The sequence below is a fragment of the Streptomyces sp. NPDC006235 genome, assembly GCF_040613735.1.
In the GTDB taxonomy this organism is placed as follows: domain Bacteria; phylum Actinomycetota; class Actinomycetes; order Streptomycetales; family Streptomycetaceae; genus Streptomyces.
The window spans coordinates 46775-60577 of sequence record NZ_JBEXSR010000021.1; the positions used below are offsets into that span (position 1 = coordinate 46775).

Annotated in this window: 7 protein-coding genes and 4 pseudogenes; 3 read left to right on the forward strand and 8 right to left on the reverse strand. The window is 69.8% G+C overall.

The window, feature by feature from the left end:
• The 3 genes and pseudogenes from ABZ192_RS23960 to ABZ192_RS23970 all read right to left on the reverse strand — a co-directional run.
• The coding region (locus tag ABZ192_RS23960) for a caspase family protein (RefSeq protein ID WP_356926493.1) at positions 1-2618 on the reverse strand (2618 nt) is incomplete at its 3' end.
• Positions 2615-3484, reverse strand: a complete 870-nt coding sequence (locus tag ABZ192_RS23965; RefSeq protein WP_356926494.1) for a hypothetical protein — start codon at positions 3482-3484, stop codon at positions 2615-2617. The genes ABZ192_RS23965 and ABZ192_RS23960, both read right to left, overlap by 4 nt.
• A gap of 515 nt (positions 3485-3999) precedes the next feature.
• Positions 4000-4107 (reverse strand): annotated as a pseudogene (locus ABZ192_RS23970) (transposase); the annotation flags it as partial.
• Positions 4108-4353: 246 nt separating this feature from the next.
• On the opposite strand from ABZ192_RS23970, the gene ABZ192_RS23975 reads away from it, so the two are divergent.
• Complete coding sequence (locus ABZ192_RS23975) at positions 4354-5589, forward strand: IS701 family transposase (RefSeq protein ID WP_356926495.1); 1236 nt, start codon at positions 4354-4356, stop codon at positions 5587-5589.
• A gap of 186 nt (positions 5590-5775) precedes the next feature.
• Here the strand turns inward: ABZ192_RS23975 and ABZ192_RS23980 are convergent.
• Positions 5776-6174 (reverse strand): annotated as a pseudogene (locus tag ABZ192_RS23980) (transposase); the annotation flags it as partial.
• Between the two features lie 401 nt (positions 6175-6575).
• Here ABZ192_RS23980 and ABZ192_RS23985 point away from each other — a divergent pair.
• Positions 6576-7812: pseudogene (locus ABZ192_RS23985) on the forward strand (IS110 family transposase).
• A gap of 33 nt (positions 7813-7845) precedes the next feature.
• Here the strand turns inward: ABZ192_RS23985 and ABZ192_RS23990 are convergent.
• The 4 genes and pseudogenes from ABZ192_RS23990 to ABZ192_RS24005 all read right to left on the reverse strand — a co-directional run.
• A pseudogene (locus ABZ192_RS23990) lies at positions 7846-8217 on the reverse strand (transposase family protein); the annotation flags it as partial.
• Positions 8218-8224: 7 nt separating this feature from the next.
• Positions 8225-8896, reverse strand: coding sequence for an HAD-IA family hydrolase (locus tag ABZ192_RS23995; protein WP_356926496.1), 672 nt, complete (start codon positions 8894-8896; stop codon positions 8225-8227).
• A 337-nt stretch (positions 8897-9233) separates the two neighbouring features.
• On the reverse strand, positions 9234-10214 hold the full coding sequence (locus ABZ192_RS24000; RefSeq protein WP_356926497.1) for an ATP-dependent DNA ligase: 981 nt from the start codon (positions 10212-10214) through the stop codon (positions 9234-9236).
• 180 nt (positions 10215-10394) lie between these two features.
• Entirely contained in the window at positions 10395-11030 is a 636-nt protein-coding gene (locus ABZ192_RS24005) for a TetR family transcriptional regulator (RefSeq protein ID WP_356926498.1), read from the reverse strand.
• Positions 11031-11186: 156 nt separating this feature from the next.
• Between ABZ192_RS24005 and ABZ192_RS24010 the strand changes: the two genes are divergently transcribed.
• Positions 11187-13733 carry a glycoside hydrolase family 3 C-terminal domain-containing protein gene (locus ABZ192_RS24010; protein ID WP_356926499.1) on the forward strand — a complete coding sequence of 849 codons (2547 nt, stop codon included), beginning with the start codon at positions 11187-11189 and terminating at the stop codon, positions 13731-13733.
• Positions 13734-13803: the final 70 nt, after the last annotated feature.

A 13803-nucleotide genomic window follows, 5' to 3' on the forward strand; every position in this document is an offset into this window, starting at 1 on the left:
GGGTCGCCCAGGAGATGCCCGCTGGTCAAGTCCCACACATACACCCCGCCCTGGGCGTCGGCGCCGTAGCCGTAGCCGGTGCCGATGACGGCGACGGTGCGGCCGTCGAGGACCGTGCACGCCACGGTATGGGCATCCTTGGCACGTTCTGTAAGTGTGTGGCGGAGGGCAGGGGTGAAGTCGTTGCCGGTGGCCCAAGCGGGGAGCCATTCGGTGCTGCGGGCATAGCTGTTGAGTTGTCGGAGCAGGATGTCGGCGCCGGCACGTGCGGCGTTGAGGGCGAGGAGGTTGCGGCGCACGGTGGGGGTGGCGGTGACGTGCAGGTCGTAGGAGGTGCGGTAGACGGCTGCCGTCAGTCGCGCTTGTGGGGTTGATGCGTCTTGCAGGTGGGGGGTGAGGCCGGGCGGGCTGGCGTGGACGAGGTACTCGGTGTGGTCGAGGAGGTCGTCGATACGGCCTGCGGCCGCGGCGTGGGTGGCCAGATGGTTGAGGGCGTAGGGGTGAGCGCGGGACCAGTCTCGGGTGGCGTCACCCCGCAGGGGGACGCTGTCCATGAGGGTGTCGACGAACGCGCTGTGGACCGTTACGGAGTCGGTGTTGTCGCGGAGGTGTTCGGTGAGGGCCTGGTGGTAGAGGCGGTAGGCGGAGCGGCCGTTCTCAGTGGCTTCGACGACGTAGGAGCCGGCGTTGCGGCGTAGCCACAGGAGGTCTTCGTCGGTGTAGGCGCTGCCGGAGATGGCGGAGGCGAGGGGGGCCCAGATGTCTTCCCAGGGCAGGCCCTGGCCTTCGGCGTAGGCGAGAGGGCGCAACAAGTCGGTGGCGCGTTGGGCGTCGGTTCCCAGGCGCCGGGTGAGGTCCTCGCGCATGGCCTGTCCGGCATGGCGGGGCAAGCCAGCGCGCCAGCGTACGTCATATGGGTCGGGGACAGCCTGTTCGGCGGAGGCGAGGGTGTAGGCGGCGAAGCGGGCGACGAGGAAGGACATGCCTGCGGCGTCGCCGACGGCTTGGGCGACGGCCCGGAGCAGGCTGGGGGTGGTCGACCGGTAGGGGGAGGTGCGGTGGCTTTGCAGGAGGTTGCGCATCGTGTAGGCCAGCAGGGCCTCGCGGTCGGCGTAGCGGGGGCTGTCGAGGTCGATGATCCTGCTGTCGCGGCGCTGCGGGTGGCTGCTCAGGCCGAGCCGGTCCAGGAGGTAGGGGCGGGTGCCGAGCAGGAGGCGGATGTGTCCGCGGGCGTGCTCGATGAGGGGACGCACGATCTGCGCGCAGAGGGTGTCGGGGGTGGCGGCTTCGTCGAGGGCGTCGATGAGTACCGTGAAGGGCTGGGTTCGGGCGCTGGTGCGCTGTCCGAGGGCTTCGAGGAACTCGCCGACGCTCGCGCATTTGAACCCGGCCGCCGCCGCGAGACCTGACAGGACCTGGCTGTTGGTGAGGTTCTGGGCATACATGACGACGTCGATGCTGCCCTCGTGCGGGATCTGGGCGGAGCCGAGCCCGAGGGCGCCGACGGGCACGGTGCGACGGCGCTCAGGCAAGCTGAGCGCGGAGACGAGACCCAGGACCGCTGTCTTGCCCGAGCCCGGGCCGGCCGTGACCACCCGCACGCACTCACCCGCACCGCCCCTATCCGGGCGCTGCTGCTGGGCGTGGTTGCCGTCCTGTTTGAGCCAGGCGGCGAGGTCAGACAGGGCCTGGTGGCGGCCGCAGAACCACCAGCCCTGCCCGCCATCTCCGTGGTAGCCCATGGCGCGGACCAGGAGGCGGGAGGTGAACTCGGTTTCCCTCTGCAGAGCGTAGGCGTCGAACTCGGCGGCATCCTGCAGGGCGAGGTCGACGTCGGTGAGGCGGATGTCGTGGCGGGGGTTGGTGAGGAAGTCGGGTGGTTCGCCCGACAGGCCGAGCAGGGAGAGGCTGATGTGCTGGTAGCCGGGTTTGTCCGGGTGGTCGTTGATGTGCTGCACGACCGCGGACACCGACAGATGAGCTGGTGCGTGGCCGGCGGTCGCCTGGCTGCCGACTGCCTTGACGAGCAGGTCGGGGAAGGCGCCGACCTGAGCCTGCTGGTGGGGCTGGGCGGAGGACACGATCACCAGACCTGAGCTGCTTGGCCCCTGTCCCCACTGTGCGCCGAGGCGTTCGAGGGCGGCCGCGGCGAGTTCGTTGCCACCCTGCCCGGAGTAGCAGGTGTCCAGGATGAGCAGGAGCCTGCGGAGGCGGGTACCACGCAGAACCCGAACCAGATCGGCCGTCGGCAGCGCGGTGTAGGTGACATCGGCCGGGTCGGCATCGGCCATGAGCAGTACGTGCTCGCCGCCGTCCTCGAGGACTTCGCCGTGGCCGGAGAGGTAGACCACGACGAGGTCGTCCTCGCGGCGCTCGGGCGAAGTGCAGAACGCCCGCAACTGATCGGTCAGCTGCGTCTTGTTCGGATCCAGGCCCAGCCCGGTTTGGTGGCGGTAACCAAGCGTGCCGGTGAACAACTCAATGATCTGATCGCGTGCTTCGGCTAGTCCGGGCCGGTCCCACTGCGGGCACTTGGGGTAGCGGGAGACAGCGGTCGCGATCAGAAAACGCCGCGGCCCCTCCTCGCCCTCCACCGCACCGCCGACGGGGGCGGTCATGCCAGGCCGTCCGCGACGGCCCGCCCGCACAGTGCGTCGGTCAGATACGCGCTCGCGTCGTGCGCGCGTGCACCGTTGCGTACGATCGCGCCGCGCACCTGCTTACCGAACGCCGGCCGCAGATCCTTCACCAGAGCAACGACGTCGCCCTCATCGGCTAGGTTCGTCCACACCAGACCCGCAGGCCCGGGCCACACGGCGCGCGGCGGACCATCCAGCGTGACGGGCGCCGGCTGCAGGCGGTGCAGGATCAGATTTTTGATGCCCAGCGGCGAGCCGATAGTCACCAGGGCCTTTACTCGGTGCCCGGGCCGCACACACAAGGCCTCGTAGGCGACGACCGAACCCAGCGAGTGCGCCACCACGACCTGGGTGTCCTCCCGAATCTGATCGGCCACCCGGGCCAGGGCCTGCGCCCGCAGGTCCGGATCGGTGAGATAGGCGTGCACCTGCTTCAGATCGAAGACCATCGCCCGCAGCGTGACGCCGGCGAAGAACCGCGAGCCCGACAGCGCCCGCAACGCCGCCTGCACTGAGCGCGGCGTGGACACCAGCGTGTCCGCGCCCGGCGGTACCACGGCCGGATCACTCGCCGCGGCCTCCTGCCACCAGGCCAGCAGCAGCTCCTGCTCGAACCCTTCAGCGACGTCGGCCGCGATGTAGGGAGGATCCCCGACGGCGAGGAACTCACCTGGCGGGCGGAAGAGATCACCGTAGAACGCCATCGTCACATCCGGCTCCGCAAGACGAACCGTGGCGCTGGCCCGCGTCAGACCGTCGTTGAGAGCAGGTAACCACTCCTTCCGCAGCGTCTCCTCGCCGAGTGTCTGCTTCCCGATCCCGTGCACCGCCACCACACGCGCCATGCCCCACGCCCCCGAACTCGCCCCCATCGCCTGTCCAGGACTGTATGGCTTGTCGGAGGGCTGGACACGCGAAACGGCGAGGATGCGATGTGCGTCAGTCCCGGGGACGGCCCGCAGCCATGCTGAAAACGCTCGGCGTCTGGCGGGATCTGCGTCCCGGTGCTGCCACCGTCTGGGCCTGACACGGGGCACGCCCTAGTCAGGTGGCCGGCCCGGACGGTTCGCCGCGCAGCAGGGTGGGGAGGGCGTCGGTGAGGACGAAGGCGCGTGTGACCCCGGCGACGAGGACGTCGTCGATGCGGTGACGGCGTGCGTTCGTTCCGCTGAATGCCGCCGATCTTCGACGGCGGGATCGGGTGCGTCGGGTAGCCGGTTAAGTGCTGCTGCACGTCCTTGTAGGAGGCGGTGCCGCCCAGCTTGGTGATCCGACGCACGACAGCCCGGGACCCAGGGCGCCAGCGCGATCATGTGGAACAGGAGCTGGTCGTCCAGAGCGGGTGGGCGCGGCCCCGTCACGAACGCAGCGTGTGCGGCATCGTCCGTGCCGCGTCCGCGATCACCGCGGCGTCCCTGGCATCGGTTTTCGCCTCGCCCGGGTAGAGGTCGGCGATCCGCCGCATCGCGGACCGGACGTGGGTGAAAGAGTTGAAGGAGCGCCCGCGGCCGCCCGGCGCCGCTGTCGGCCCATGCCAGCTGGGCCATGGCCGGGTCCAGCAGCGCGTCGGCGACGGCCACCACTTCGGGGAAGACGACGGCGTCCCGGCCCACGATCCGCCACCGCTCCAGCTCTGTTCCGGCGTTGCCGCCCGCGACCTAGTAGTGCTTCGTTACGTGGGGTGATCTTGCCTGGTGGTGGGCATCTTCTTGGCATGAGGCTGGGGGAAGTGGAACGACTCCGGGGTGAGTTATCGGAGTTCGTTGCCGATGTGTTCGCCTCGGTGCCGCGGCGGGATCAGCGGCGGTGGGGCGAGTGTTATCTGCGGGGGCTGATGCTGGATGGCCGGCGCAAGTCGGTCCAGCCGATGGCCGAGCGGCTGCCGGACGGGAACATGCAGGCTCTGCAGCAGTTCGTGAACCAGTCGCCGTGGGATCCGCTGCCGGTCAGGCAGCGGATCGCCGAGCGGCTGTCCGAGGTGATCACTCCTGAGGTGTGGGTGATCGACGATGTGTCGTTTCCCAAGTGCGGCAAGGCGTCGGTGGGGGTGGCTCGCCAGTACTGCGGAGCGGTCGGGAAACGGGCGAACTGCCAGGTCGCGGTCAGTGTCCATGCCGCCACCGACTCCGCCTCATGCCCACTGCAGTGGCAGTTGTATCTGCCGCGTGAGTGGACGGACGAGCCGGACCGATGCCGCAGGGCAGGGGTCCCCGACGACGTGGTGCACCAGGAGAAGTGGCGTCTGGCGCTCGGCCTGCTGGACACACTCGCCCAGTGGCGGTTGAAGGCGCCGGTCGTGGTCGCCGACGCCGGCTACGGCGTCAGCACCCCGTTCCGGCTCGGTCTCCAGGAACGAGGCCTGTCTTATGTCCTGGCCCTGAACGGGAAGGAAGTCGCCCACCCCGGGGACGTCGAGCCGCACCAGCCGGCTTACGGCGGGCTCGGACCGCCCACCCTTCCCCGCTACCGCACCCCGCCGCGAGCCGTCTGCGTCCTCGCAGCGCAGGCGGGTGCGGAGCGGTTCACCGAGGTGACCTGGAGGCAGGGCAGCAAAGGCGCGATGACCTCACGGTTCGCGCTGCTGACAGTGCGGCCCGCGGGCAAGCAGTCCCTGGCCGCAGCACAGGAGGCGGGCGGCGGCCGCAACCGTTGGGACGGCGTCCTGCCCGTCCAGACACTCCTCGTCGAATGGCCGGACGGCCAGGACACTCCGACGGCCTACTGGATATCGAACCTGCCCGCCACCACCCCGGTCGCTGACCTGGTGCGGTCGGCGAAGATGCGCTGGCGGATCGAACACGACTACCGCGAGCTCAAGCATGGCCTGGGGCTGGACCACTTCGAGGGCCGCACCTGGCGCGGCTGGCACCACCACGTCACCCTCGTCACCGCCGCCCAGGCCTTCCTCACCCTCAGGCGGCTCGACCCAAAAGTCCGCACACCGGCCTGACTCTCTACCAGGTCCTCGACGTTCTTCAGGACCTCCTGAGGTGCTGGACCGGTACCTGCACCACCTGCGGCCGCCCCCTGCCCCGCCCTCGGAGCAGCCGCAGACAGCCCACAACCTAACGAAGCACTACTAAGGGTTGTCCCGTAAATGACCTACGCCGTGCTGGATGACCTGCGCCTTTCGTTGTCACCTGGCGAGGGCGAGGTTGTGCAGGCGGGCAATGCCGAGCATGGCGTGGTGTACGCCGTCACCTTTGACGCGGCAGTCGCGCAGGATCTTCCAGCTCTTCATGCGGGCGAAGACGTGCTCGACGCGGGCGCGGACCTTGCGGTGGGAGGTGTTGTGTTCCTCTTTCCAGGCCGGGAGTTCGGCCTGGCCGCGCTCGCGGCGGTGCGGGATGACCAGGCCGGTGCCCCGGTAGTCGCCGTCCGCGATCACGGTCGTCTTGCCGACGGCGTCCTTCGCGCCGGACAGCTCCCACGCCTTGCAGTCGTTGCGGTTGCCGGGCAGCGGCCGGCCCACGGCAACGACGAGGCGGGTGTCCGCGTCGATGACGACCTGGTGGTTGGTGGAGTACCGGTAGTTCTAATAGTTCATCGGTGAGCCCGAGCGCGTGAGTGCAAGGGCCGCCAGGCGAGATGGAAGCCTGCCGCTGTTCTGGGACTGGATCCCCGTGCTCAGACCGGCTCCGCCTCGCCCGTGCTCTGTCGGGCGGAGACCTTCGGTAGTTCCGGGACCTTGATCTCTGGTCAAAGACCGGTCCCGCCCGGCAGAAGCTCGGACATCACCGCTTTCATGTCCCCAGCCCGCCGACAGGGGCCGACCTCTCAGCAGTTCGCGAGCCCAAGAGCTCTCCAGCAGACCGAGGTCCCTGCCGGTCGCTGGAGACACGAACGGCTCATGAGATGGCGTGCCTCGAGCACTTCTATTAGAGCGCCGCGTGCTCCGGGCAGGACCAACCTGCAGGTTGATACGGAGGTACAACGTTGAGCGCGATCTTCTGCGGCATCGACTGGGCGGAAGGGCACCACGACATAGCTCTGGTCGACCAGAACGGAGCCCAGGTGGCCAAGCTACGTATCAGCGACGACAGCGCCGGCTTCCACGCGCTGATGGAACTACTGGACCGCCACGGTGACACCGCGGAGGATCCGATCCCGGTCGCCATCGAGACCCCTCGCGGGCTCCTCGTTGCCTGCTTGCGGGCCACCGCCCGCCAGATCTACGCGATCAACCCACTGGCCGCCGCCCGCTATCGCGATCGCGCCAGCGTCTCCCGAGTCAAGTCCGACGCAGCCGACGCCCGCGTCCTGGCCAACATCCTGCGGACCGACCGTCACGCCCACCGGCCCCTGCCCGACGACAGCGAAGCCGGGCAGGCCGTCGCCGTCCTGGCCCGCGCTCACCAGGACGCAATCTGGGACCGGCAACAGATGATCAACCGACTCCGCTCGCACCTGCGCGAGTACTACCCGGCCGCCCTCGCTGCCTTCCACGGCCCCGGAAAACCCGGACTCGACTCGCCGCGCGCCCGCGTGATCCTGGCTGCCGCGTCCACGCCAGCCGATGCCGCCAAACTCACCCGCAGCCAGTTGCGCGCGCTACTCAAGCGCGGCGAGCGTCCCCGCTGCGGAATCGAAGCCGAGGTCGAGGGGCTTCGGGATATCTTTCGCGCGGACCACCTCCGCCAGCTGCCCAAGGTCGAACAGGCCCTGGGACACCAAGCAGTGGCGCTCATCCGGCAGGTCGACGCCGCCTGCACCAGCGTCGCCCAGCTCGCGGTGGCGACGGAGGAAGCATTCCTCGCGCACCCAGATGCCGACATCATCACTAGTTTCCCGGGTCTGTCCGTGCTATCTGGAGCACGCGTCCTTGCCGAGATCGGAGACGACCGCGAACGCTTCGCGAACGCCCGAGCCATGAAGGCATACGCGGGCGCGGCCCCCGTCACGCGGGCCTCCGGCCGCAGCCACGTTGTCGTGGCCCGGACAGTCAAGAACCAGCGGCTGGCCGCTGCAGGGCACATGTGGGCCTTCGCAGCTCTGCGCACCCAGGCTCCACGCGCCCACTACGACCGACGACGAGCCGGCGGAGAACGCCATTACTGCAGCTCTCAGGAACCTGTTCAACAAATTGCTCGGCTGCCTCTACCACTGCCTACAGCGCCGCACGCTATTCGACCCCGATCGCGCCTTCGCAGCGACCCTGGACCTCGCCGCCTGAGCACCTACTTGACTCACCAGCGACATGAGATGTCTTCGACTGCTCGGCGATGGTGTGGTCGCGGGTGGGAACCAGGGTGCCGTCCGCGATCAGGACGGTGTCCTTGCGGAATCGCTTGCGTTGCTGCAGCGCGAGTGCGGGTCCGAGGTGGTCGATGATGCGGTCGGCTGCGGACTTCGACACCCCGAACAGTGGTGCCAGTTGGCGCAGTGTCAGGTTGGTCCGCCAGTAGGCGGCGACCAGCAGCATCCGGTCCTCCAGCGGCAGGCTCCACGGCCGGCCCCTGCGCACCGGATCCGCCCCCTCGCGCCGCAGTGCGGTGATCAGCTTGCCGAATTGCCGTGGGGTCAGCCCGGTGAACGGGGTTATCCAGGAGGGCTCCGACGCCGTGATCACACCAGTCACACGCAGATCATCCCAGCGAGGCTTGGTGCCGACGGACGGCCTCATGCTCGGCATTCCCGTGAGGGCCGGATATGAAGGCCAGGATGTGCGGGACGGCCTCGTGCAGACTGGCGAAGTGGCGGTGCACCCCCTCCACCGCGACAGCGGCGTTCACGCCCCACACCGTCATCCCGGCACGCAGCCCGGACCGCACCCCGGACGGGGCGTCCTCGATAACCAGGCAGTCTCCCGGCTCGGCTCCCAGCCGTGCAGCGGCTCGCAGATAGGGGACGGGAGAGGGCTTGCCCTCCTCGACCGCAGCCGCGTCCACGATCACGTCCGGCACCGGCAGGCCTGTCCGCAGGAAACGGCCGCGCACCCGGTGCTCGTAGTTGGAGGTCACCAGCGCCCAAGTCCCCGGTGTCAGGCCGTGCAGCAGCTCGGATGCGCCGTCGAAAGCCGAATAGACGCCGGATCGGACGTCTTCGTCCTCCAGTTCGTGCAGCGTGGCCAGGCACTCGCACGGATCTTGGTCCGCAGCGACCTGAGTGAACGTCTCCATCGGTCGCGTCTGCAGAGCCACCCGGTAGACCTTTTCAGCATCCAGCCCGTACCGCTCTGCCCAGGTTGCCCAGACTCGGCGCTGGTTGCTCACCGCGTCGATCAACGTGCCATCGACATCGAGCAGGACGTACTTCATGCGGCCCGGCCGCCCAGGTTCACTGGTCACGCGTCGATCATGCCAGGCGGCGAGCGGGCGATTGCGGGACAGCCCTTAGCCTTGCCGATTCGAGGTGGTCCAGGTCGCCAGCGTTGAGCAACTCAACTTCCTCTATGGGGAGGGAGAAGGATTCGGTGAGAGAGCCGCTTCTTAACCGCTGAACGTGAGCCCCGGACTGGTGAAGACCTGGTCGTGTGCGCGATGGCTGACCCGCACGCAGAGGGATGGGCGGGACGGACGGCGCGGACGCAGCCGAGGACCGGGACCAGCGCTCAGCCGGTGGCGCGTCGGCAGGACCGCCGCGCCCGTGCTGCCGTCAGTGCGGCGGTGACGTCAGGCGGGGGACGTCGGCGGGGGAGAGGTCGGGCCGGGCTCGGTGCAGGCGTGCGGGGTGGCGCCATCGGCCGGAGGCATCGCGGGCGACGTCGACGCCGACTTCCACCACCAGCTCGGGTTCCGCCAGTGTGACGTCCAGAGTCTCCTGACTGCCCCACCCGGCGGAGAACGACCAGCCTGTCCACGTATGACCGCGCCGGGCCGGAGCGAGTAGCCCGGCGACCGTGCTGCTCGTCGCCTGGGCGAGAGTGGTGGTGCGGCCGGTGTACTGCAGGCGGCCGTCATCGTCGTACCTGCCGAGCAGCAGACTGCTGGGAGCGGCCAGGGAGCCGGTGACCGCGCCGACGATCGCCTCGGTCGTCTCACGCACCTTGTACTTCCGCCACCCCCGCACCCCAGGCTCGTACACGCCGTCCAGCCGCTTAAAAAGCACGCCCTCCATCCCGACCGACGCCCACGTCAGCCACTCACGCACCGTGTCCGGATCGGTAGTCGACGGGCACAGCACCCACGGGGCGGACAGACGACGGGCGGCGAACACGGACTCGAGCGCGGCCCTGCGCCGCCGATACGGCCAGCTGGTCGTATCGGTCCCGGACAACCGCAGCAGATCGAACGCGACAAAGTGGGCCGACCACTCACCCGCCGCCCGGGCCACCCCGGAGCCGCGCCGCTGAAGCCGGTTCTGCAGCTGCTCGAAGGCGAGCCGGCCCGCGGCGTCCCATATGACCAGCTCGCCATCCAGCGCGGTGGCATCCGGCAGCTGCGCGGCCCCCGCCGCAATCTCCGGAAACGCCGGCAGCATCTCGGTGCCGTGCCTGGAGCGCAGCACCACCGGGCCCGCATCGACGGAAAGCAGGGCCCGGAATCCGTCCCACTTCGGCTCGCCGGCCCAACCGGGCTGCAGAGCAGGATCAGGCACGGGGGTGGCCAGCATCGGCTCCGGCAGTGTCCACGTCACGCACCATGCCTTCCACCCAGGCCATCGGCCGCCCAGGTGACGACGGCGGGCGGACCGGTCATGGTCGGGCGCGTGGGGATCCCCCAACTGAGCGATGTGACGTGCCTCCAGTGAGGCGCCCTCGGTGAGGCGGGCCTGCAGTTCGGTTGGGTACAGGCGCTCGGCGCTGCTTGAGGCAGGTCAGGTGCGGCTGTCGGCGAGGTCTGCCAGGAGCGCGGTGATCACGCGGTCCGTGGAGGCGGTCATGTCGACGGAATCGGGGGCGAGCAGCCACTGGACCTGGAGGCCGTCCATGACGGCGATGATCGCGTTGGCCGCGTCTTCGAGGTTCGCATCCGCCCGGATCTCGCCGAGTTCGCTTGCTTCGGCGAGGGCCTCGGTGACCATGGCGCGCAGTCCCGTGTAGCGGTCGCGGAAGTAGTCCTGGGCGGGGTGGCCTTCGGTGACACTCTCCGCTGACAGGACGGCGTACAGCCGGACGATGCCTTCCCGTTCGGCGTTGCGGCGAACGGTGTCGACCAGATGACGCAGGAAGGCCATGCCTCGGGGGCGTTCGGGGCCGAGTTGCTCGATGTCCGTCGCGTCGCGCAGGTCGAGGACGCTGGTGAGCAGCTGGGCCTTGGAGCGGAAGTAGTGCAGGACGCCGGCCTGGGTGACGCCGGCACGGTCGGCGATCTCCTGCAGGGAGGCGTTGTTGTAGCCGCGCGCGGCGAACGTGTCCATGGCGATCTGCAGGATCTCCTGCCGCCGCTGCTGGGCTTTCAGGCTCCTCCCCGTGCGGGGCTCCTTCCCCACGCCTGGCTTGCTTCCGGTCATCGGGCTGACTCTACGGCTCTGTCGGTCAGTGGTCACGACACCGATCCAACCGCTGAAAGAACTTCCGCACAAGCACTTACTAAGTACTTAGTGAGTGTGCTTTCCTGCTTCCCGTTCCGCCCGCTTCGTGCCGCATCGCGGCCTGGAAGGACGAGCATGAGCCGCCCTGCCCTCCCTGATGACACCGAGCTCGCCGACCGCATCCGGGCCCTGGATCTCGAGTCCAAGGTCCGGCTGCTGACGGGCGCGAGCCTGTGGAGACTCCCGGCCGAGCCCCGCCTCGGGCTGTCGGCGGTGACCATGTCCGACGGCCCGCAGGGAGTGCGCGGAACCGGTGAGGACCCCGCCGCCACCGGTCTGCTGGCCCCCGCGCCCAGCGCACTGGCGGCGACTTGGGACAGCGGGCTCGCCGAGCGGCTCGGCACGCTCTTCGCTACGGAGGCACGCCGCAAGGGCGTCGATGTGGTCCTGGCGCCGGTGGTCAACCTGCAGCGCACCCCCGTCGCCGGGCGGCACTTCGAGTACTTCTCCGAGGATCCGCTGCTCACCGGAATCCTTGCCGCCGCCCTCGTACGCGGTCTCCAGAGCCAGGGTGTGGGCGCCTGCCTGAAGCACTTCGTGGCCAACGACTCCGAGACCGACCGCACCCGCTACCGCTCACAGCTGGACGAGCGGACTCTGCGCGAGGTCTACCTGGCCCCGTTCGAGCAGGTCCTCGCCGAGGCCGAGCCGTGGAGTGTGATGGCCGCCTACTCGGGAGTCGACGACGGCACGGAGTCGGCGCCGATGACCGAGAACGCGCGGCTGCTGCGCGAGGTGTTGAAGGGGGAGTGGGCTTTTGCCGGGCCGGTGGTCAGTGACTGGGCCGCCACCCGTTCGACAGTGGCCTCGGCCGTGGGCGGCCTCGACCTGGTGATGCCCGGACCCGACCTGCGGTGGGGCGAGCCGCTGGTGGAGGCCGTCCGCGCGGGTGAAGTAGACGAGCGGCTGATCGACGACAAGGTGCTTCGGCTGCTGCGCCTGGCCCGGCACACCGGCCGACTCGGCGCACCCGGGACCACCCCCGCGATGGTCGCCGCCCCGGCGGGGCCAGGAGAGGAGGAGTTCCGTCTCCTGCGCGAGGTCGCCGCCCGCGGCACGGTGCTGTTGCGCAACCAGTCCGATCTGCTGCCGCTGGCGCCGGAAGTCATCCGCAGTGTCGCGCTGATCGGCCCCAACGCCGTGGCGCCGTACCTCCAGGGCGGCGGCAGCGCCTTCGTCCCGGCAGTGCGCACCGTGTCCCTCGAGGACGGACTGCGCGCCGCACTCCCCGAGGACGTGCACCTGTCCGTGCACCGCGGCGGCGACTCCCGCCTGCGCCCGCCGTACCTGTCCGCCGCACAGTTCACCGATCCCGAGACCGGCGCCGCCGGCGTGCGCGCCGACTACCTCGACGCCGACGGCAACCGCGTCGGCGGCGAGATACGCCCCTGCGGCGACTGGAGCGGATACGGCGACTTCGGGCCGGAAACGCACCGCGTGGTGCTGCACACCGTACTGACCCTCACCGAGCCCGGGACGCACCGCTTGGAGATCGGGTGCGTCGGCCGCTACAGCGTGACCGTGGACGGCGAGGAGATCCTCTCCGGAGACGACGACCGGGGCGTGGAGCTGATCCTCGACTCCACCCACAGCAACCCGCCCCTGAGGCACATCGACCTGGAGGCCGGGCCACAGCCCCGCCGCATCACCCTGACCGCCGATCTGACCGTAGTGGAGCCGAGCGGCTACGACCGCTTCGTCACCGCCCAACTGCGCCACGCCCCGCCGGGGCCGACACCGTACGAAGAGATCGCCGAAGCCGCCGCCGCGGCCCAGGCCGCCGATGCCGCCGTGGTCGTCGTGGGCACCAACGAGGAGGTCGAGTCCGAGGGCTGGGACCGCACCGCCCTCGACCTGCCCGGCCACCAGAACGAACTGGTTCGCAAAGTGCTCGCCGCCAACCCGCGCACGATCGTGGTCGTCAACGCCGGCGCGCCCGTGCTGCTGCCCTGGGCCGACGAGGCACCGGCCCTGTTGTGGGCGTGGCTGCCGGGTCAGGAGGCCGGGCATGCCCTGGCCGATGTCCTGCTGGGCCGGATCGAGCCGTCGGGCCGGCTGCCCTGGACGCTGCCCGCCCGGGCCGAGGACGTTCCCGTCCCCGACGCCCGTCCCCGCGACGGCATCGTGCACTACAGCGAGGGCGTCCACATCGGCCACCGGGCCTGGGACAAAGGCGGCCTCGCCCCGGCCTTCCCCTTCGGCCACGGACTCGGCTGGACCCGGTGGGCGTACGAGTCCGTGGCCCTCTCACAGTCGTCCGTCTCCGCCGATCTGCCCGACCCCGCGGGCGGAGACGGGCTCAAGCTGACCGTGGAACTGACCAACACCGGGCCCCGGGCCGGTCGTGAGGTCGTCCAGGTCTACCTGGAGCCGCCGCAGGACAGCCTCGACCGGCCCGTGCGCCTGCTCGCCGGCTTCGCGACCGTCCATGCGGCAGCAGGTGCCCGTGCCACCGCCGACCTGCACGTGCCCGCCCGCGCCTTCCGGGTCTGGGACACAAGTAGGGGCCGTTGGCACACTCCGCCGGGCCGCTACCGGCTGCGCATCGGACGCTCCAGCCGTGATCTGCGCCTAATGGCCGAACTCGTCATTGACGACGGCGGTTTCCCCGCCGCAGCTTGACCCACCCGCCGCCCCCTTTGTTCCCCGCTGCCCGCTTCCTTCTCTCCCCGCCCCTCAGCAAGGAGCCGCA

Bases quoted from the DNA above. Each gene is read 5' to 3' on its own strand.
- ABZ192_RS24005 (WP_356926498.1), bottom strand. From the start codon at position 11,030: ATGACCGGAAGCAAGCCAGGCGTGGGGAAGGAGCCCCGCACGGGGAGG.
- ABZ192_RS23965 (WP_356926494.1), bottom strand. From the start codon at position 3,484: ATGGCGCGTGTGGTGGCGGTGCACGGGATCGGGAAGCAGACACTCGGC.
- ABZ192_RS24010 (WP_356926499.1), top strand. From the start codon at position 11,187: ATGAGCCGCCCTGCCCTCCCTGATGACACCGAGCTCGCCGACCGCATC.
- ABZ192_RS23975 (WP_356926495.1), top strand. From the start codon at position 4,354: ATGAGGCTGGGGGAAGTGGAACGACTCCGGGGTGAGTTATCGGAGTTC.
- ABZ192_RS23995 (WP_356926496.1), bottom strand. From the start codon at position 8,896: ATGAAGTACGTCCTGCTCGATGTCGATGGCACGTTGATCGACGCGGTG.